The following is a 17,540-nucleotide window of genomic DNA, read 5'->3' as shown; positions in this document are numbered from 1 at the left end:
CGGGTGGGATCCCGGTCCCGTCATCCGATCCGGCCTGTCGCGGGAGCCGGTCGGGCGTGCACCTCGACCGTCGGGTCGGCCGCGGGCACGGGTCTGGTGGGGCGGCCTCAGTCGGGCGCGGCCCCGGACGAGGCGCGGATCCAGGACCGCATCGCGTCCATGCTCCGCTCCCCCGTCTCGCCGATGCCGGCGAGGAGGAACCGCGCCGCCTCCGGACGCCCGCCGCGGATGGCCGACTCGAGCTGGGCGGCCGCCGCGCTCAGGCGGAGCGCGCCCACCATCGCGGCCGAGGACTTGACGCTGAGGCAGGCGTCGAGGGCCGCGTCGCGGTCGCCGTCGGCCACCGCGTGCGCGAGGCGGTCCCAGCGGCTCGGCCACAGGTCGACGTAGAAGCGCAGGAAGGCGATGCAGGCGTGCTCGGCGTCCGGGAGCGCGTGCGGCTCGGCGGCCTGCAGCGCGCGCGAGGGGGCGCCGACCGGGCGGGGGGACCCGGCCGGCGCCTGCCCGCGTCCCGGTGCGGGGGCACCACGGGACGCGAGGCGGTCGTCCGGACGGGGGGATCCGGACGACGGGTTCCCGCGGCGCGGCTCGGGGTGGCCGCGCTGCGGGGTCACGTCTCCTGGTGCGGGTACGCCGGGAGACGCAGCGGGGGTGTCCGTCGGGGGGACGACGGACAGTCGGGCGGGACCGGGCACGTCCGACAGCTCGACCAGCAGCTGCTCCAGGACGCGGACGTCGAGGAGCGGGGGGAGCTGCGGGGCACGGGCGGCATGGGCGTTCACGCCCGGCCGCCGACGAGCGGAGCGGAAGGACCGGCCAGGCCGACGGCGGGTACCGTCAGCGCATCCGCGGACCCGGTACGGCACCCGGTGCGCGCGGCTCGGGTGCCGCTCGCGGGGTGGTCGTGGGGGGTCATCCGGTCCTTCGATCGCTCGTGTCGGACGGGTGGGAGGCCCGCCGTGGCACGAGCCTGCCAGCGCCGCATGCCGGTTCGACTCAAGTTGTGGACAAGATCAGCTCAAGTCGGCGCGCCCATGGCAGGGCGGACCGAGGCGGGGCACGCCGGGGCTCAGGATCCCGGGGCCGGCGGCCGGACGCGGAGCGGGATCCGGACCCGCATGGTGGTGCCGACGCCCACGGCGCTCTCCACCTCGATCCGCCCGTCGTGCGCGTCGACGATGGAGCGCGTGATGCTGAGGCCGAGCCCGACGCCCGCGACCGTGCTGGCGCGCGCGGAGCTGGTGCGGAAGAAGCGCGTGAAGAGCTGGGCCGTGTCGTCCTCGGACATGCCCACGCCGTCGTCGCTCACGCAGAGGTGCAGCTGGTCGCCTTCCACGCCGACCTCGGTCGTGACCGTGCCGCCCTCCGGCGTGTACTTCACCGCGTTGCTGAGGAGGTTGTCGAGCACCTGGCCGATGCGCACGGCGTCCACCTCGGCGACGAGCTCCTCGTACTCGGGCTCCACGAGCGCGACGCCGCTCGAGCGCGCGTGCGGCCGGATCACGTCGAGCGCGTTCTCCACGATCTCGCCGACGTCGACGAGGTTGCGGTTCACGGCGAGCCGGTGCTGCGCCGCCGTGAGCAGGTCGCCGATGAGGCCGAGGAGGCGCTGCGCGTTGCGCTCCACGATGGCGAGGCGGGCCGCCGTGATGCGGTCCTCCAGGTCGTCCTCGACCAGGTCGTCGGCGATGAGCTCGATGTAGCCGAGGATCGAGGTGAGCGGCGTCTTCAGCTCGTGCGAGACGCTCGCCACGAACTCCTCGCGCTCGGTGACGGCCAGGGCGAGGGCCGTGACGTCGGTGCTCACGACGACCATGCCGAGGGAGCGCCCGTCCGCGGCGACGAGCGGCGAGACGGAGGCGAGCACGGCCTTCTGCGCGCCGCCGTCGCCCACCCAGTACACCTGCCGCGCCATGGCCTCGCCCGCGCGGGCCCGCGCGACCATCTGCCGCTCGGGCGGCACGACCGTGGTGCGGTCCTCCTCGTAGACCAGGCCGCCGATGATCGGGTCGGCCGGGTCGAGGGGGTCGGCGAGCGTCATCAGCTCCACCGACGCCCGGTTCCGCAGCATGATCCGCCCGGTCGGGTCGAGCACCACCACCGTGTCGTCGATGGCGTCGAGCACGCCGTCGATGATCGTGTTCCGCTGCTGCAGGTCGTCGAGCGTGGCGGTCAGCTCGCGCTCGATCTCCTCCAGGCGCGCGTGCTGTCGGAACAGCTGCTGCGCGAGGAGGTTCACGGCGACGGCGACGAGCAGCATCACGACGGGCAGCACGACGAGGTGCGACCACTCGGTGGTGTTCGAGGGCAGCGAGCCGGATCGGATGAAGGGGAGCGCGAGGACCACCGCCGTGCCGATGGCGCCCAGCCAGAGCACGTGCAGTGCGAACGCGTACGCGAGCCAGACGACGGGGAAGACGAGGAGGAACGACGTCGACGGCACCTGCGCGCGGATGGCGTCGTGGCAGAGGGCCAGCGCGACGAAGTCGAGCATCGGCAGGAGCGCGACCCAGCCGCCGTCGACGCGGTGCCACGGCACGGCCGCGGCGGCCACCGTGACGAGGACCGCGATCACGGCGCCCGCCACGAACCCCGGGTCGGCCACCGAGGCGAGGTCGCCCAGGCCCGCGACGAGCCCGACGACCGCGAGGCTCAGGATGAAGGGCATCTGCGCGTGCAGCGGCTTCGAGAGCGTCATGCTGCGGAGCGCGGCGGGGAGGCGGGAGGCACGGTCGCGCCGGACGGAGGAGGGGGCCTGCTCGCTCACGTGACCCCCCGGTTGCGGTCATCCCCGTGCCGCTCGTCGATCCTAACCGGCGGTGGAGGATCCGCCCCGGACGCCTGTACCCCGTGATAAGGGGGGCCGTAGGGTCGATGGATGACCGATCTGCCCCACGAGCGCCGCGTGGAGATCGCGCACCTCGTGGCCTCCCCCGTGCACCGCCTCGAGGGGCGGCCGGCGGACGGCCCTCGGGACGAGCCGGGAGAGCCCCCGTCGCGCCGCAGCGTGCGGATCCGGGCCGGCCTCGGAATCGTAGGCGACCGCTACTTCGGCCAGCGCGCGCACCGCACAGCCGCGGTCACGGTGATGGCGGTCGAGGCGGTGGAGCGCGTGGCGGAGGAGCTCGGTGTCGAGAGCGGACTGGATCCGGTCGAGACGCGGCGGAACGTGCTGCTCCGCGGCGCCCCCGTCGACGCGCTCCGCGGCATGCGCTTCAGCCTCGACTCGGGCGACGGACCCGTGGAGTTCCAGGGGCACCGGCCCGCGAACCCGTGCGCGTGGATGGACGTGATGCTCGCGCCCGGCGCCTTCCGCGCGCTGCGCGGCCGGGGCGGCGTGCGCTGCGAGCCGCTCGGGGACGGGATCCTCACGGTGGGACTCGCCATCCTCCGCACCGAGCGGCCTGTGGAGGGCGTGCCCGGCGAGCCCGCCCCGCGCGGAGCGACCCGCGGGGACGCGCCGCGCGGGGACGCGCCGCGCGACGGGGTGCGCCTGTTCTGACGCGCCCCGCCGCGCGGCGGCCGACGCCCGTGCGCCGCGCGGTTCCGCGGATCCGCCCTAGTGGACGGGCGTGCCGCCCGTGACCGCGATCGTCTCGCCGCTCGTGAAGCTCGACTCCTGGCTCGCGAGGAACACGTACGTCGCCGCGATCTCCGCCGGCTGGCCGGGGCGGCCGTAGACCGACTGGGATCCGAACTCCTCGACGTCCGACGCCGACTGGCCGACGGGCTGGAGCACCGTCCAGAACGGGCCGGGCGCGACCGAGTTGACGCGGATCCCCTTCGGCGCGAGCTGCTGCGCGAGCCCCTGCGTGAAGTTGCGGATCGCGCCCTTCGAGACGGCGTAGTCGATCTTGTCGGGGCTCGGCTGGTACGCCTGCGACGAGCTGGTCGTGATGATGCTCCCGCCCTTGGGCAGGTGCGGGATCACGGCCTTGCTCAGCCAGAACAGCGAGTAGACGTTCGTCTTCATCGTGCGGTCGAGCTGCTCGGAGTCGAGGTCGAGGATGTCGTCCTCGTTGCGCTGGTAGCCGGCCACCATCACGAGGCAGTCGAGGCCGCCGAGCCCGTCGACCGAGGCCTGGACGATGTCCTGGCAGGTCGTCTCGTCGGAGATGTCGCCGGGCACGAGCGCGGCGGTGCGCCCGTCGGCCTCGATGGTGGATGCGGTGTCGCGCGCGTCCTCGAGCTCCTCGTCGAGGAAGTTGAGCGCGATGTCGGCGCCCTCGCGCGCGAACGCGATGGCGACGGCCTTGCCGATGCCGGAGTCGGCGCCCGTGATGAGCACCTTGCGGCCCTTCAGGCGGCCGAAGCCGACGTAGCTGTCCTGGCCGTGGTCGGGGGTCGGCTCGAATCTCAGCTCGTCGCCGGGGCCCGTCTGCTCCTGCTGCGGGAACGGCGGGGACGGGTACTGCGCGATCGGGTCCTGGATCTCGTACTGGTTGCCGCCGTTGCGGATCTCGCTCATGGGATGCGCCTTCCTTGGTCGGTCGTGGGGTCCCTTCCACCCTGGCCCGGCGAGCGCGCGGCGTCCGGGGGAGGCGGAGGGGTCGTCGGCCGTGCGCTCCTACGATCGGTGCATGACGACGACGCCCGAGTCCGACCTCCCGCCCGTCGAGTTCGCGTTCCCGGGGCCGCTGCGGGATCAGCTCGTGGCGGCGATCGTGTCGGGCGAGAAGACCTCGACGAGCTCGCTGCTCATCCAGTACGCGGTCGACGGCGAGGAGGTGCCGGTCGTCGGATCCCGCGGCACCGTCATCGACTCGGAGGGGCGGCCGGTGCTCGTGACCGAGACGACGGCCGTGGAGATCCGCCGCCTGGCCGACGTGCCGCTCGCGCACGCGGTGGACGAGGGTGAGGGCTTCACGACGGTCGCCGAGTGGCGGGACGGCCACGAGGAGTTCTGGACGTCGCCCGAGGTCGTGGCGGAGCTGCCCGCGGGGTTCCGCCTCGACGACGACACCGAGATCGTCATGGAGCGCTTCCGGGTGGTGGGCACGGCGGATCGACCCGCCTAGGGTCGGGTGATGCGCCCCCTCCTCTCCGCCGCCCTCGTGACCGCCGCTCTCGTCGCCCTGTCAGGCTGCGCGTCCGCGGATCCGCGCCCGGCCTCGGCCCCGACCGGCGAGGCCCGCTCGGCCCCGGCGACCGGCGTGCTCGCGACGGAGACCACCGTGGGCATCACCCTCCCGCCCGTGGGGACCGGCTTCGACTACCAGCTCGGCGGCGCCTCCCCCGTGCCCGCGGGCGCGGGCATCGTCGTGCGCGACAGCACGGACGAGCCCGCCGCGGGCGCGTACGGCGTCTGCTACGTCAACGGGTTCCAGACGCAGCCGGGCGAGACCTGGCCCGACGACCTCCTGGTGCAGGGCGACGACGGGCCGCTCGTCGACCCGAACTGGGACGACGAGTTCCTCCTCGACACCTCGACCGCCGCGAAGCGCACGGCCATCGCCGCCCGGCAGGCGACGGCGGTCGATCGCTGCGCCGACGCCGGCTTCCAGGCCGTGGAGTTCGACAACCTCGACTCGTGGAACAGGTCCGAGGGGGCGCTCGACGAGGACGACGCGCTCGCCCTCGCGACCCTGCTCGTGGATCACGCGCACGGGCGGGGCCTCGCCGTCGCGCAGAAGAACACCACCGACATCGGCGCGCGCGGCCGGGACGAAGCCGGCTTCGACTTCGCCATCGCCGAGGAGTGCGACCGCTGGAAGGAGTGCGCGGCGTACACGGCCGTCTACGGACCGCACGTGCTCGACGTCGAGTACACCGACGACCTGCGCGACACGGTCGAGGGCGCGTGCGCGCGGATCCTGGCGCTGGACCCCGCGCCCCGCGCCATCGTGCGCGACCGCGACCTGGTGCCGGCGAGCGAGGACGGATACGCGTTCGCCGCCTGCTGAGCGGATCCCGGCGCCCCGTGACACGATGCGGGGATGGACGACGACGACCGGCGCGCGGAGATCGCGGAGCTCGTGGAGCTGCGCCGCCGGGTCTTCGGGCCGGACGCGGAACCGGGCGACGCCGACGCGCTCGCGCGGCTCCGGGAGCTGGAGGGGCGCGGGCGCGCGCGACGCGAGCGGACGGCGGATCCCGAGGCCGGCGACGGCGACGATCCGCGCACGGATGACCCGGGCACCGACGACGACCCGCACGTCGACGACGCCCGCGACGGCGGACCCGCGGACGCGCCGCCGCGTCACGGTGCGCGCCGGCCGCGCATCCGCCCGCGCCTCGCCGCCGTGTGGGCCGCCTCGGTCGTGATCGCCGCGCTCGCCTCCGCGGGCGCGACCGCGTGGTGGCTCGACGACGATCGCGACACGGTCGCGGAGCTCGCGCTGGAGCCGCCGCCGGTGCCCGACAACGCGACCTACCTGTCGGTCGACACCGGAACCATCGCGAAGGGCTCCCTCTTCGCGCCGTTCCACGGGATCTCGGTGGCGCGCGTGCCGATGATCGAGTCGTCCACGGGGGTCGAGGAGATCTGCCTGGTCGCCGGGCCCGCGGAGCAGGACGGGGCGGTGAGCGGTCCGGCCGGCTGCGCGACGGGCGCCGTCCCCGCCCGCACCGCGATCGTCATCACGGCCGACCAGCCGCAGGAGCTCCGCGACGCGTTCCCGCTCGGCACCACGCTGACCTTCGAGCTCGAGGCCGACGGCGATACGGTCCGGGTGCGCACCGTCGGGTGACGCGGGACCGCGTCGTCCTCTCCCGATCCGCGGACCGGCGAGCGACGGCGGATGCGATAGGTTGTGTGCTGTTCGGGGAGCGCGCCTATCGGGGCGCCTCGTCTGGTTCGATTTCCGGAGCTCTCCACCACTGGCCGCCGTTGCGGCGCGCGCGCCCGCCGAACCGGATCCGGAAGGGGTCGGCTACTCCTCGGGTCGCGCGTACGAGACCGGCAGCAGGTCGCGGATCGCGACCATCTCCGGCCCGTCGGCACCGGGCACGGCCACGCGGATGCCGGGCTGGAGGTCCAGCATCACCTGGCGGCAGCGACCGCACGGCGGGGCGACGCCGCGACCGCCGTCGCCCACGGCCGCCATCGCCACGAGCGGTCCGGCATGGGCCGCGACGGCAGCGCCCAGCGCGACGAGCTCCGCGCACGGTCCGCCCGTGAAGTGCAGCACGTTGACGCCGAGGTGGATGCGGCCCGCCGCGTCGAGGGCCGCGGCCGCCATGGTGTGGTCCGGGTCGGCGCCCAGCGTCCCGGCGAGCGCCTCGGCCGCGTCGATCAGGCGGGCCTCGGAGTCGTGGAGGGGCATGCGCACATCCTGGCGCACGGGTGCGCGCCCCGCGTCACTTGTCGCCGACCCGCACCGGCGGCAGTCCGCGGTCGGCGCGCTCGGCGTTCACCAGCTCCTCCACGAGGGCGGTCTTGCCCGCCGTGTAGGCGAGCCCGTCCTCGGCGGTCGCGGCGAGCCGCGCCTTGAGCGCGTCGTAGCGGCGCCGGGCGTCGGGATCGCGCAGGAGCCGGTCGCGGAGGAGGCGCTGCGGGCACGTCGCCCACGTCTCGGCCGCGAACACGTGGAGGATGTGCGTCCGCACGCCACCCGCCATCCGCACGTGCACGCCGTGGTTCCGCGGGCCGGTGCGGTGCTGCGCGTAGCCGAGCGGATGCAGCTCCGGGTCGAGCCCGAACGGGTCGACGCCCGGTGCGGCGGCGGCGGCCAGGTCGAGGACGGGCTTGGCGCGGAGTCCCGGCACGGCCGTGCTGCCGATGTGCTCGACGGCCGTGAGCGCGTCGCCGGCGGCCCCGCGGATCCGCTCGGCCTCGGCGCGGAACGCCTCCGCCCACGCCGGGTCGTGCTCCTCGAGGCGGATCATCGCGCCCACCCTAGCGACGGACCCGGCCGCCCCGACCACTCCGGCCGCCCCGGCCGCCCCTAGGCTCGACCACCATGCCCTCCTCCCCCTCCGCGCGGCGCGCGCTCCTGCTCGGCGGCACCGGCGCGATCGGCGGCGCGACGGCCGCCCGGCTCGCGCGCGACGGCTGGACGGTCGACGTGACCGGCCGGGATCCGCTCGGCATGCCCGCCGAGCTGACCGCGCTCGGCGTCCGCTTCCACGCGGTCGACCGCGCCGACGCGCGCGGCATCGAGCGGCTCGCGGGCGACGGGGTCGACCTGCTCGTCGACCTCGCGGCCTTCACCGCGGCCGACGTCGAGGCGCTGCTCCCGGTGATGCGGGCGAGCGGATCCGTGGTCGTCGCGTCCTCCCGCGCGGTGCACGTCGACGCGGAGGGCCGGCACGTCAACGGCGACGAGCCGCCGCGCTTCCCCGTGCCGATGCCGGAGTCGACGCCCACGCTCGCGCCCGCCGCGCCCGGCACCGACCCCTTCACGCGCGAGGGCTACGCGCCGTCGAAGGTGGCCGTGGAGCGCGCGGCGCTCGACAGCGGGCTCGCCGTCACGGTGATCCGGCCCTCCAAGGTGCACGGCCGGTGGGCGCGGAACGCCCGCACGCGCGGCATCGTCGAGCGGATGCTCGGCGGCGCCGGGACCGTCGAGCTCGCCGACCGCGGCGCCTCCGTCGACCACCTCACGGCCGCGGCCAACGCGGCGGCGCTCATCGCGCGCGTGGCCGACGTGCCGGGCGCGCGGATCCTGAACTCGGCCGACCCGGATCCGCTCACGGCCGCCGAGATCGTCCGGGTGATCGCCGACGAGCTCGGCTGGCGCGGCCGCATCGTGCCGCTGGAGCCGGGTGCCGAGGGCGGGGCGCACCCGTGGGCCGCGCCGCACCCGATCGTGCTCGACACCCGGGCGTCCCTCGCGCTCCGCTACGCGCCGGTCGGCCCGGGCGCGGAGCTCCTGCGCGAGGAGGTCGCGTGGGTCCGCGACGGGGTCCGTCGGCGCGACTGAGCGCGCATCCACGCGATCGCGGGGCGCGGTCGCGGGGCGCGGGGCGCGGCCCGTGGACGCCCGACCCGTGGCCCGCGCCGACCTGCCACGATGCCGGCATGCCCGTCGTGACCGTGCGCCCCCAGACCCCGACCGAGCTCGCCGAGATGCTCCTCGCCGCGGAGGAGGACTACGCCGAGCGCCAGGTCGAGGCGGGGATCTGGTCCGCCGCGGACGCCCGCCGCCTCTCCGCCGCGGAGACCGCCCGGCTGCTCCCCGAGGGGATCGCGACGCCGCGCACCCTGCTCCTGCGCGGGCTCGACGAGGACGGCGTCGGGGTCGGCAGCGCCTGGGTCGCGCTCGACCACCCGAACGGCTCGCCGGACACGGCGTTCCTCTTCGAGTTCCTGGTGGACCCGTCGCGGCGCGGATCCGGGTACGGCCGGGCGCTCCTCGCCGCGGTGGAGGACGCGACGCGCGCCGCCGGCGTCCCCGCGCTGGCCCTCAACGTCTTCGGCGCCAACCGCGTCGCGATCGCCCTGTACGCGTCGGCGGGATACGGGGTGACGGCCCAGCAGATGCGGAAGGCGCTCTGACGCGCACCGCGACAGGCCTGGCCGATCCCCGTCGGATCCGCCGCCGACCCGGTCGTCGCGGGCCGTCCCTGGCAGGGTCGAGGAGCGGGCTCCCACCGGATCCCGCAGAGCACCCGAGGAGCACCATGCCGCTGATCCGCTTCCTGTTCGTCGCCGTCCCCGTCATCCGCCGGTTCCTGCGCAGCCGCCAGGGCAAGGCCGCCATGGCCAAGGGCAAGGCCCAGCTGGCCAAGCGCTCGCAGAAGCGCGCCGCCCAGCGCGCCGCCGCGACCCGCCGCCGCTAGGTCCCGGGGGCGAGCAGCGCCGCGATCACCAGCAGCACCGGGATCGACGTGACGGTCGTGATGAGCACCGTGTCGCGCGCCAGCACCACGCCGCGCTCGTAGCGCGAGGCGAAGTTGAAGATGTTCTGCGCCGTCGGCAGTCCCGCGATCACCGTCGCGGCGAACGTCTGCTCGGCATCGAGGTGGAAGGCGAAGCGGGCCAGCAGGAACGCGGCGAGCGGCATGACCACGGTCTTGATCGCCGACGCCACCACGATCTCGCCCCGCCCCGATCCCGGCGCGAGCGGCTTCCGCCCCACGAGCGACATGCCGAACGCCATCAGCACGATGGGGATCGCCGCGCCGCCGATCAGCCGGAACGGCTCGTACACCGCGTCGGGCACCGGCAGCCCCGTCACCGCGATGAGGATGCCGAGCAGCGACGCGATGATCATCGGGTTCCGCAGCGGCTGCGTGAGGATGCCGACCACCGACGCGGATCCGCGGCTCGAGATGTCGAGGATGGTGAGCGTGGTCGGCGCGAGCACCAGCAGCTGGAGCAGCAGCACGGGCGCGACCAGCTGCGCGTCGCCGAGCACGTAGATCGCGACGGGCAGGCCGATGTTGTTGGCGTTCACGTAGCTCGCCGAGGCGGCGCCGATGGTGGTCTCCGCCACCGGACGGCGGAACAGGATCCGCGCCACGACGAGGTACAGCACCGCCGCGACGGCCACCGCGGACGCCGACGCGAGCAGGAACGACGAGAACACGACGTGCAGGTCGGCCTTCGCGAGCACCGTGAAGAGGAGCGCGGGCGTCGCGACGAAGAACGCGACGCGGTTGAGGGAGTGCTGCGCGCCCGGCCCCGCGAGGCCCGAGCGGCCGACGGCGTAGCCCACCGCGATGATGAAGCCGATGATGGCGAACCCGGTCAGCACCCCGATCATCCGGCTCCCCTCGCCACGCGTCGCCTCCACCCTACGGGCGCTCGCGGGCGGCGCCGACACGCGCGAGCCCGTCCGGCGTTCAGCGCCGGGACACCGGCCGGGCCCCGACGCGTCACCGTCACCGCATAGCGTCGGGAGCGTCGCGACCGCGACCGCTCCCCCGCCGGCGCCGTCGCGCCGCGCCCGCTCCGCCAGGAACCCATGCCCCTCCGCTCCCTCCGCCTGCCCGCCTCCCTCGTCCTCGCGCTGGGTCTCGCCGTCGGCGGATCCGCGCTGCCGGCCCTCGCCGCCACCGGCGCGGGCGCCGGGACCGGCGCGGGGACCGCCGCGTCCGCCGACCGCCCGCACTACAGCAGCAAGACCCCGTACGCGCCGCAGGGGTCACCCGCCGACCTGGCGCCCGCGCCCGCCGGCTTCGTGCCGGTGTACACGGAGTCGGTCGCGCGCCACGGGTCGCGTGCGCTGTCGAGCTTCAAGTACGACTCGCTGACCACGCAGGTGTGGGAGCAGGCCCGCTCCGAGGGCGCGCTCACGACGCTCGGGCAGACGCTCGGCCCGGAGGTCCAGAAGCTCACGGCCGCGAACCGGAAGCTCGGCTACGGCAACCTCACCGGTCAGGGCGCGGACCAGCACCGCGGCATCGGGAGCCGGGTCGTCCAGCGGCTCCCGGCGCTGTTCGCCGGCGTCGACGCGGGATCCGACGCCATCGCGCTCGAGAGCTCGGGCGAGGCGCGCGCCACCGCGTCGGGGAAGGCGTTCGCGAAGGGCCTGACGTCGGCGGATCCGCTCCTCGCCTCGCACCTGCCGAAGGACATCGCGAAGGACCCGGACACGCTGTACTTCCACAAGTCGGACGCGAACGCCGACTACCAGGCGTACGAGGACGGCCCCGCGGTGACCGCCGCGGTCGCCGCCATCACCGACCAGCCGCGCAGCCACGAGGTCGCCCGCCGCACGCTCGAGCGCATCTACACGCCCGCGTTCGTCGACCGCCTCGCCGCGGGCAGCTACCGCTTCGTGGACGGCGGCGACGGGAAGACCACCGTCGACGACGAGGTCGACGCCGCGATGATGCTCTACAACCTCTACATCATCGCCCCCGACATGGCCGACGAGGTCTCCGTCGACTTCGACCGCTACATCACGAGCGCCGACGCCGAGTGGTTCGCCTACCTCCTCGATGCGGAGGACTTCTACTCGAAGGGCCCGGCGTTCCAGGGCAGCGACATCACGTACCGGATGGCGACGCCGCTCCTCGACGACTTCCTCGACTCGATGGACGCGCGGCTCGCCGGCTCGCCCACCGCCGCGACGTTCCGGTTCGCGCACGCGGAGACGATCATCCCGTTCGCCGCGCTCCTCGGCCTGCCGGGATCGACGCAGCAGGTCACGCCCGAGGCCCCCTACGACTACGCGACCAACGCCTGGCGCGGCGAGACCGTCACGCCCATGGCCGCGAACGTGCAGTGGGACGTGTACCGCGCCGCCGACGGCCGCGCCATCGTGCGGATGCTCTACGACGAGCGGGCGATCCCGTTCCGCGCGGGCTGCGCGCCCGTCGCCGCCGGGTCCCTCTTCTACGACGTCGCCGAGGTGCGCCGCTGCCTCACGGGCGCCGCCGCGGCGCCCGTGGCGTCGGGCGCTCCCGCCGACCCCGCATCCGCGGCCGGGGTCGCTCCGGCCGGATCCGCGTCGTCGCACGGCGCGGAGCTGCCCGCCACCGGCATGTCGGCCGACGAGCTGCCGTTCCTCGCGGTGCTGGCCTTCGCGCTGGCGGCGGCGGGGATCACCGCGGTCGGCATGGTGCGGCGGCCTCACCGGCCCTAGTCGGCCCCGGACGCTCCGCCGTCGGCGCGACCAGCCCCTCCATCACGTCGAGGAACGGGCTCAGCCCCGGGGGCTCTGCCCTCAGATGAGGATCTTCCGATTCAGGATGCGCAGCACTTGCTCGGAGCGGATCTCCAACCGATCGAGCAGCGTCTCGACCGTCGACGTCCGATGCGCCTCGGACAGGCCCTCTGCCACCGCCCGGAACACGACGGGCGCGATGGACACGAAGTCCGTGGCCCACTCGAGGAACGCATCCCCCAGCAGGCCCGCTTCTCGCGCGACGGCGGCCCATTCGAAGGCACCCATCGATTCCGCCTCGTACCGCCCGGCGATGGCCATGGACATCCGCGTCGCACCGAAGGCGCGGAGCAGGTCCCGCGGCGCATCCCCCCGGGGCCGGACGTAGGGCAACAGGGAGGAGAAGTCATACATCTCCGTCAGGTCGGATGCGGGGGCCGCATGCCGCAGCGAGAAGTTCTTGCCGTGCGCATCCGTGTTCAGCAGGAACCACGACGCGAAGAACGCCTCGACGAAGCGGGACTTCGCGAGCGAGGAGATTTCCCTGTCGGGGATGCGGTCGAGCTGGTCGAGGATGTCGCGATATCCGGGGCCGCCGTCCCTCTGGTACTTCTTCAGCCGTGGCGTGCCGGTCGCTTGCACGAGATCCTCTTGATGGAAGCGCGTGATGCTGCCATCTGGCGCAGCTCGTCGATCGAAGCGGGTCACCACGAGGGATCTCTCACCACCGAAGTCCAGCATCTCGGTCCGCGCAGCGGGGATGCCGAGCAGCGGGAGCGCCGACATCGTCACGTGCTCGACGATCTCGCCATCAGCCAGGCCGACGACCTTGGGCTTGAAGATGTGGGTCGACGGGTGCACGCCGGTCGGCGCGAACCACTTTCCGTCGCGAAGGGCCAGAGCGAACTTGTCTTGCGCGCCGCCGAGAGAGAAACGTCCCGCCTCGCCGCCCACGAGCGCCGGGTCAGGGAGATCATCGCGAATGGCCCGGATGCGCTCCGCGATGGAATCGTGACGGAGCGGATGGGGGCTTCCGGCGGAGCGACGTCCGACCCCTGTCGGGTAGAACTCCAGGGCGCCGGCCACGTCTGCTCCGTGCACGGCGAGGAGCTGGAACGGCTCCGTGTCGTCGAGGCCCGCTTCCCTCGCCCATCGATCCCGCACGGGGCCGCTGTCCGGCAGCAGGTTGTCGATGAAGTGGAACACCAACCCCCCTTCATGCCGCCGCTGCACGACCGGTAGGGACAGGGAGACAGGCGGGCCCTCTGCGTCGCTCCACGCTTCGGCGTAGTCGAGGACGTAATGACGTGGACGGATCTGCTCCACCGTGGCGACGAGCTCGCCGTAGAGGTGCACGTCGAGGACGCGGATCACTCCATGTCCTCACGGTCTTCCCCGCGGCCAGGCCGGGTGCCGGAGGGGAGCTGTCCTTGTCCGCGCATCTGCTGCTGGGAGCGCGAGAGCCGTTCCAGCGCCCCTGCCATCTCGGCGTGCATGGCGGTCGACGTGGACGAGACCGCCTTCCCATCGGGCGCCTTCACCCGCGACGCAGGGCGGGAACGATGCTCGAGGGCGGAGAGGAGGTCCGACGCATCCAGGACGACGGGCTCGTAGACCGGGATCGTGACCCGCGGCCGCCGGGGCGCAGCACGCTCCTCCGGCGTGACATGCACGTGCAACTCGAGTTCCCGGAGGACGCGGAGCACCTTCGAGAGGGTGGGATCGCCTTTGCCCGTCTCGAAGCGCGTCAGCCATTGGCGCGTCACCTCCGCCTTCGCCGCCAGCTCCTCCTGCGACCAGGCCAGATCGAGACGTCGCTGGCGCGCGACGAGACCGAGATCCGACGGCCACGAAGCGCGCATGCCCGCTCCCCTCCCCTGCCGATGTAACGCAAGTGTCCCACAGGGCGCGTGGAACGCACGCGTGACACCTACCAGGTGGAATTCGTGTGTTCCAAGCTGACTACAGCACGAGGAGGCGGCGCACGAACGCCGCCCTCCCGATGGGGGGCGTCAGGCCGTCGGCGTGACCAGCCCCTCCATCACATCGAGGAACGCGCCCCAGCCCTGGATCGTCATCTCGCGCTGCTCGGGCGTGAACTCGCCCGCGGTCTGCGTCATGGTCATGCGCGTGGCGCCGCCCGCGACCTCCTCGAGGTCGACGGTGAGCGGCGGGCCGGCGGGCGCATCCGGCTGGTCGGTCATCGTCATCGCGAGGCGTGTCGGCCGGTCGAGCTCGACGTACTCACCCACCCAGTCGATGGATCCGCCGTCGGGGAGGCGCATCACCGCGCTCCAGGCGCCGCCGACGCGCACGTCCATGCGCAGGGTGTCGAGCGGCACGTCGACCTCCGCGGTGCCGAACCAGGCGGCGAAGTCGGCCGGCGTGGTCCACGCGTCGAAGACGCGCTCCCGTGAGGCGGCGAACGTGCAGGTGATGACGATGGGCTCGCTCACGGCGACCTCCGGCGGCTCGTCGGGACGGGGACGGGCCGCCGCTCGTGGGACGACGGCCCTGCCGCGAGTCGACCACCCGCTCGCGCCCGTGTCAACGGGCGACCGCGGTGACGGGCGACCGCAGCGACAGGCGGCCGTAGCGACAGGCGACCCCGCAGCGACGAGCGACCGCGCGGACGAACCGTCAGCGCTCGGAGCGGCTGTCCCGCGCGTCGCTCGACGGCACCGCGATCCGCGACGCGTCGTCCGTCGCATCCGGCCCGGCCGCCTGCTCCGGGCGCGCACCCGGGCGCGCCCCGGCCCGCTGCTCCGCCTCGAGCCGCTCGGCCTCCTCGCCGCCCACCGCCTCGCCGCGGGCGACGAGCCCGGCGACGTCCGACAGCGGGATCTGCTTCAGCAGCAGCGAGAGCACGAACGCGATCGCGATGAACGGCACGAGGTACCAGAACACCGGCGCCAGCGCGTCGGCGTACGCGTCGACGATCCCGTCGCGCACCGCGTCCGGCAGCCCGTTCAGCGTCTGCGGGTCGATGCTGCTGGCCGAGGCCGCCGCATCACCCGGGGCCGCGCCCGCGCCGGCGAACACGCCCGTGAGGTTCTCGGTGAGGCGCGTCGTGAACAGCGTGCCGAACACGGCCGTGCCGAGCGCCGCGCCCACCTCGCGGAAGTAGTTGTTCGTGCTGGTCGCCGTGCCGATCTGCGCGGCGGGCACCGCGTTCTGCACCACGAGCACGACCACCTGCATGATCAGGCCGAGCCCCAGCCCGAAGATGAAGAGGAACACGCAGATCAGCCACACCGGGGTCTGGGCGGTGAGCGAGGTCATCAGCACGAGCGCCAGCATCGTGAGCAGCGTGCCGACGATCGGGAAGATCCGGTACCGGCCCGTGCGGGTGATCAGGATGCCCGAGGTGATCGACATGCCGATGAGGCCCACCATCATCGGCAGGAGCAGGAGGCCCGAGACCGCCGCCGAGGTGCCGGTGGACATCTGCAGGAACGTGGGCACGAAGCCGATCGCCGCGAACATCCCGATGCCGAGCGCCAGGCCGATGGCCGTCGCGTTCACGAAGACGGGGTTGCGGAAGAGGCTGAGCGGGATGATGGGGTCGTCGGCGCGCGCCTCCGTGAACACGAACAGCGACGCAGCCACGACGAGCCCGATCCCCCAGGCCCAGGTCGCGAGCGAGCCCCAGCCGTAGGCCTTGTCGCCGCCGAAGTCGGTGAAGAAGATGAGGCACGTCGTGGCGGCGGACAGGAACAGCACGCCCGCCCAGTCCACCTTCTTCGTGGCCCGCTTGCTCGGCAGCGTCAGCGTGACGAACGCGATGGCGAACGCCGCGATCCCCACCGGGATGTTGATGTAGAACGCCCACTGCCACGTGAGGTGGTCGACGAAGAAGCCGCCGAGCAGCGGGCCGCCGACGGCCGAGAGACCGAAGATGCCGCCGAGCGGGCCGAGGTACTTGCCGCGCTGGTTGGCCGGGACGATGTCGGCGATGATCGACTGCGACAGGATCATGAGCCCGCCGCCGCCGAGGCCCTGGGCCGCGCGGAACACCACGAACGACCAGAAGTCGCCCGCGAACGCGCAGCCGACCGACGCGAGCGTGAAGATCGCGATGGCCGCGAGGAACAGGTTCCGCCGCCCGAGCACGTCGCCGAACTTGCCGTAGATGGGCATCACGATCGTGGTGGCGAGCAGGTACGCCGTGGTGATCCAGACCTGGTGGTCGACGCCGCCGAGCTCGCCGACGATGGTCGGCATCGCGGTGGAGACGATGGTCTGGTCGAGGCTCGACAGCAGCATGCCGGCGATGAGCGCCGAGAAGATGATCCAGATGCGCCGCTGCGTGAGGAGGAGGGGCGCGGGGGCGGTGGCGGTCATGGGGTCCGTTCGTGCTGGCGGGTGGTCACGGTCGTGGGGTGCGCGATCTCGCGGAGGGCGTCGAGGCGCCGCCGCAGGATGGTCGGCATGGGATCGGCGTTGCCGGGGGCGAGGAACTCGCGCGCGCTCGCCCGGCCGAGCGCGGCCATGACCTGCACCACCACGGATGCGCGGAGATCGCCCTCCGGCAGGCCCTCGCGGCGCTCGACGAGGCGCACGTCGCTCGCCTCGTCCTCGATGGACGCGTCGAGCGCGCGGACGAGCAGGCCGGGCTCCCGGCGGAAGGCGGCGTGCATGTCCTTCATGGAGGTGCCGTCGGTGTCGAGGCGGGCCCACCGCTGGAGGCAGAGGTCGGCGAGGTCGGCGAGGAGGTCGGGCGAGGTGGCGCGGGACGGCTTCCCCGCGGCCACGAAGGCCTCCTCGAGGTCGGCGGTGTCGAGGCGCGCGGGACGCCCGAACACCGCGTCCTCCTTGGAGGCGAAGTAGTTGAAGAAGGTGCGGCGCGCGACGCCCGCCCGCTCGCAGACCTCCTCGACGGTGAAGCCGGCGAGGCCGCGCTCCGCGGTGAGGCGGCGCGCCAGGGTCGTGAGCGTCGCCGACGTCGCCGCCCGGCGTCGCTCGCGCAGTCCTGTTGCACCATCAGTCACGGAGTGCATGTTTGCACCATCTGGTGCTCAGTGCAAGTGGCGGATCCCCGTC

At 73.8% G+C, this 17,540-nt stretch carries 19 protein-coding genes; 8 read left to right on the top strand and 11 right to left on the bottom strand.

Features of this window, described 5'->3' with window-relative positions; genetic code table 11:
* Window positions 1-107: 107 nt before the first annotated feature.
* Both ACU4ZT_RS02185 and ACU4ZT_RS02180 read right to left on the bottom strand, forming a co-directional pair.
* Window positions 108-614 (bottom strand): Hpt domain-containing protein, encoded by a 507-nt coding sequence (locus ACU4ZT_RS02185; RefSeq protein ID WP_270980557.1) that lies wholly within the window; start codon window positions 612-614, stop codon window positions 108-110.
* 455 nt (window positions 615-1,069) lie between these two features.
* The gene (locus ACU4ZT_RS02180) at window positions 1,070-2,767 is read right to left on the bottom strand and encodes a sensor histidine kinase (protein ID WP_414748464.1); all 1,698 of its coding nucleotides are present in this window, start codon (window positions 2,765-2,767) and stop codon (window positions 1,070-1,072) included.
* Window positions 2,768-2,878: 111 nt separating this feature from the next.
* On the opposite strand from ACU4ZT_RS02180, the gene ACU4ZT_RS02175 reads away from it, so the two are divergent.
* Entirely contained in the window at window positions 2,879-3,502 is a 624-nt protein-coding gene (locus tag ACU4ZT_RS02175; RefSeq protein ID WP_445337772.1) for an MOSC domain-containing protein, read from the top strand.
* Window positions 3,503-3,559: 57 nt separating this feature from the next.
* Here the strand turns inward: ACU4ZT_RS02175 and ACU4ZT_RS02170 are convergent, their stop codons facing one another.
* On the bottom strand, window positions 3,560-4,468 hold the full coding sequence (locus ACU4ZT_RS02170) for an SDR family oxidoreductase (RefSeq protein WP_445337771.1): 909 nt from the start codon (window positions 4,466-4,468) through the stop codon (window positions 3,560-3,562).
* Between the two features lie 112 nt (window positions 4,469-4,580).
* Here ACU4ZT_RS02170 and ACU4ZT_RS02165 point away from each other — a divergent pair, with 112 nt between their 5' ends.
* Genes ACU4ZT_RS02165 through ACU4ZT_RS02155 form a run of 3 tightly spaced genes read left to right on the top strand, consistent with a single transcriptional unit; the run spans window position 4,581 to window position 6,689 of the window.
* Window positions 4,581-5,018 (top strand): ASCH domain-containing protein, encoded by a 438-nt coding sequence (locus ACU4ZT_RS02165; protein ID WP_445337770.1) that lies wholly within the window; start codon window positions 4,581-4,583, stop codon window positions 5,016-5,018.
* Between the two features lie 9 nt (window positions 5,019-5,027).
* On the top strand, window positions 5,028-5,903 hold the full coding sequence (locus ACU4ZT_RS02160) for an endo alpha-1,4 polygalactosaminidase (protein WP_063070360.1): 876 nt from the start codon (window positions 5,028-5,030) through the stop codon (window positions 5,901-5,903).
* A 33-nt stretch (window positions 5,904-5,936) separates the two neighbouring features.
* A complete protein-coding gene (locus ACU4ZT_RS02155) occupies window positions 5,937-6,689 on the top strand; it encodes a hypothetical protein (RefSeq protein WP_414748467.1) in 753 nt (250 codons plus the stop codon).
* 183 nt (window positions 6,690-6,872) lie between these two features.
* Here the strand turns inward: ACU4ZT_RS02155 and ACU4ZT_RS02150 are convergent, their stop codons facing one another.
* Both ACU4ZT_RS02150 and ACU4ZT_RS02145 read right to left on the bottom strand, forming a co-directional pair.
* Window positions 6,873-7,265: a cytidine deaminase gene (locus ACU4ZT_RS02150; RefSeq protein ID WP_445337769.1), complete on the bottom strand. Its 393-nt coding sequence runs from the start codon at window positions 7,263-7,265 to the stop codon at window positions 6,873-6,875.
* 34 nt (window positions 7,266-7,299) lie between these two features.
* Window positions 7,300-7,827, bottom strand: a complete 528-nt coding sequence (locus tag ACU4ZT_RS02145) for a GrpB family protein (protein ID WP_063070363.1) — start codon at window positions 7,825-7,827, stop codon at window positions 7,300-7,302.
* A 74-nt stretch (window positions 7,828-7,901) separates the two neighbouring features.
* Between ACU4ZT_RS02145 and ACU4ZT_RS02140 the strand changes: the two genes are divergently transcribed.
* The 3 genes from ACU4ZT_RS02140 to ACU4ZT_RS02130 all read left to right on the top strand — a co-directional run bounded on the left by ACU4ZT_RS02140 (window position 7,902) and on the right by ACU4ZT_RS02130 (window position 9,723).
* On the top strand, window positions 7,902-8,864 hold the full coding sequence (locus tag ACU4ZT_RS02140) for an NAD-dependent epimerase/dehydratase family protein (RefSeq protein WP_270980563.1): 963 nt from the start codon (window positions 7,902-7,904) through the stop codon (window positions 8,862-8,864).
* A gap of 98 nt (window positions 8,865-8,962) precedes the next feature.
* Entirely contained in the window at window positions 8,963-9,439 is a 477-nt protein-coding gene (locus tag ACU4ZT_RS02135; protein WP_270980564.1) for a GNAT family N-acetyltransferase, read from the top strand.
* Window positions 9,440-9,564: 125 nt separating this feature from the next.
* Window positions 9,565-9,723, top strand: coding sequence for a hypothetical protein (locus tag ACU4ZT_RS02130; RefSeq protein WP_172407153.1), 159 nt, complete (start codon window positions 9,565-9,567; stop codon window positions 9,721-9,723).
* Here ACU4ZT_RS02130 and ACU4ZT_RS02125 read toward each other — a convergent pair.
* Window positions 9,720-10,649 (bottom strand): AEC family transporter, encoded by a 930-nt coding sequence (locus ACU4ZT_RS02125; RefSeq protein WP_063070366.1) that lies wholly within the window; start codon window positions 10,647-10,649, stop codon window positions 9,720-9,722. The genes ACU4ZT_RS02130 and ACU4ZT_RS02125 overlap by 4 nt on opposite strands.
* 201 nt (window positions 10,650-10,850) lie before the next feature.
* Between ACU4ZT_RS02125 and ACU4ZT_RS02120 the strand changes: the two genes are divergently transcribed.
* Entirely contained in the window at window positions 10,851-12,476 is a 1,626-nt protein-coding gene (locus tag ACU4ZT_RS02120; RefSeq protein WP_445337768.1) for a histidine-type phosphatase, read from the top strand.
* An 81-nt stretch (window positions 12,477-12,557) separates the two neighbouring features.
* Here ACU4ZT_RS02120 and ACU4ZT_RS02115 read toward each other — a convergent pair whose 3' ends face one another.
* The 5 genes from ACU4ZT_RS02115 to ACU4ZT_RS02095 all read right to left on the bottom strand — a co-directional run bounded on the left by ACU4ZT_RS02115 (window position 12,558) and on the right by ACU4ZT_RS02095 (window position 17,497).
* The gene (locus ACU4ZT_RS02115; protein ID WP_063070368.1) at window positions 12,558-13,871 is read right to left on the bottom strand and encodes a HipA domain-containing protein; all 1,314 of its coding nucleotides are present in this window, start codon (window positions 13,869-13,871) and stop codon (window positions 12,558-12,560) included.
* A complete protein-coding gene (locus tag ACU4ZT_RS02110) occupies window positions 13,868-14,359 on the bottom strand; it encodes a helix-turn-helix transcriptional regulator (RefSeq protein WP_063070369.1) in 492 nt (163 codons plus the stop codon). The genes ACU4ZT_RS02115 and ACU4ZT_RS02110 overlap by 4 nt, the downstream gene beginning before the upstream one ends.
* Before the next feature lie 150 nt (window positions 14,360-14,509).
* Entirely contained in the window at window positions 14,510-14,953 is a 444-nt protein-coding gene (locus tag ACU4ZT_RS02105; RefSeq protein WP_445337767.1) for an SRPBCC family protein, read from the bottom strand.
* Window positions 14,954-15,137: 184 nt separating this feature from the next.
* Window positions 15,138-16,841, bottom strand: coding sequence for an MDR family MFS transporter (locus ACU4ZT_RS02100; RefSeq protein ID WP_063070371.1), 1,704 nt, complete (start codon window positions 16,839-16,841; stop codon window positions 15,138-15,140).
* Window positions 16,838-17,497 (bottom strand): TetR/AcrR family transcriptional regulator, encoded by a 660-nt coding sequence (locus tag ACU4ZT_RS02095; protein WP_445337766.1) that lies wholly within the window; start codon window positions 17,495-17,497, stop codon window positions 16,838-16,840. The genes ACU4ZT_RS02100 and ACU4ZT_RS02095 overlap by 4 nt, the downstream gene beginning before the upstream one ends.
* Window positions 17,498-17,540: the final 43 nt, after the last annotated feature.

The sequence above is a fragment of the Clavibacter davisi genome, assembly GCF_052751415.1.
This window is presented reverse-complemented; position numbering and strand designations above follow the sequence as displayed.

What these genes read in the sequence shown, in the direction of transcription:
- ACU4ZT_RS02175 (WP_445337772.1), top strand. Translation starts at nt 2,879, where the DNA reads ATGACCGATCTGCCCCACGAGCGCCGCGTGGAGATCGCGCACCTCGTG.
- ACU4ZT_RS02170 (WP_445337771.1), bottom strand. Translation starts at nt 4,468, where the DNA reads ATGAGCGAGATCCGCAACGGCGGCAACCAGTACGAGATCCAGGACCCG.
- ACU4ZT_RS02165 (WP_445337770.1), top strand. Translation starts at nt 4,581, where the DNA reads ATGACGACGACGCCCGAGTCCGACCTCCCGCCCGTCGAGTTCGCGTTC.
- ACU4ZT_RS02160 (WP_063070360.1), top strand. Translation starts at nt 5,028, where the DNA reads ATGCGCCCCCTCCTCTCCGCCGCCCTCGTGACCGCCGCTCTCGTCGCC.
- ACU4ZT_RS02155 (WP_414748467.1), top strand. Translation starts at nt 5,937, where the DNA reads ATGGACGACGACGACCGGCGCGCGGAGATCGCGGAGCTCGTGGAGCTG.
- ACU4ZT_RS02150 (WP_445337769.1), bottom strand. Translation starts at nt 7,265, where the DNA reads ATGCCCCTCCACGACTCCGAGGCCCGCCTGATCGACGCGGCCGAGGCG.
- ACU4ZT_RS02145 (WP_063070363.1), bottom strand. Translation starts at nt 7,827, where the DNA reads ATGATCCGCCTCGAGGAGCACGACCCGGCGTGGGCGGAGGCGTTCCGC.
- ACU4ZT_RS02140 (WP_270980563.1), top strand. Translation starts at nt 7,902, where the DNA reads ATGCCCTCCTCCCCCTCCGCGCGGCGCGCGCTCCTGCTCGGCGGCACC.
- ACU4ZT_RS02135 (WP_270980564.1), top strand. Translation starts at nt 8,963, where the DNA reads ATGCCCGTCGTGACCGTGCGCCCCCAGACCCCGACCGAGCTCGCCGAG.
- ACU4ZT_RS02130 (WP_172407153.1), top strand. Translation starts at nt 9,565, where the DNA reads ATGCCGCTGATCCGCTTCCTGTTCGTCGCCGTCCCCGTCATCCGCCGG.
- ACU4ZT_RS02125 (WP_063070366.1), bottom strand. Translation starts at nt 10,649, where the DNA reads ATGATCGGGGTGCTGACCGGGTTCGCCATCATCGGCTTCATCATCGCG.
- ACU4ZT_RS02120 (WP_445337768.1), top strand. Translation starts at nt 10,851, where the DNA reads ATGCCCCTCCGCTCCCTCCGCCTGCCCGCCTCCCTCGTCCTCGCGCTG.
- ACU4ZT_RS02110 (WP_063070369.1), bottom strand. Translation starts at nt 14,359, where the DNA reads ATGCGCGCTTCGTGGCCGTCGGATCTCGGTCTCGTCGCGCGCCAGCGA.
- ACU4ZT_RS02100 (WP_063070371.1), bottom strand. Translation starts at nt 16,841, where the DNA reads ATGACCGCCACCGCCCCCGCGCCCCTCCTCCTCACGCAGCGGCGCATC.
- ACU4ZT_RS02095 (WP_445337766.1), bottom strand. Translation starts at nt 17,497, where the DNA reads ATGCACTCCGTGACTGATGGTGCAACAGGACTGCGCGAGCGACGCCGG.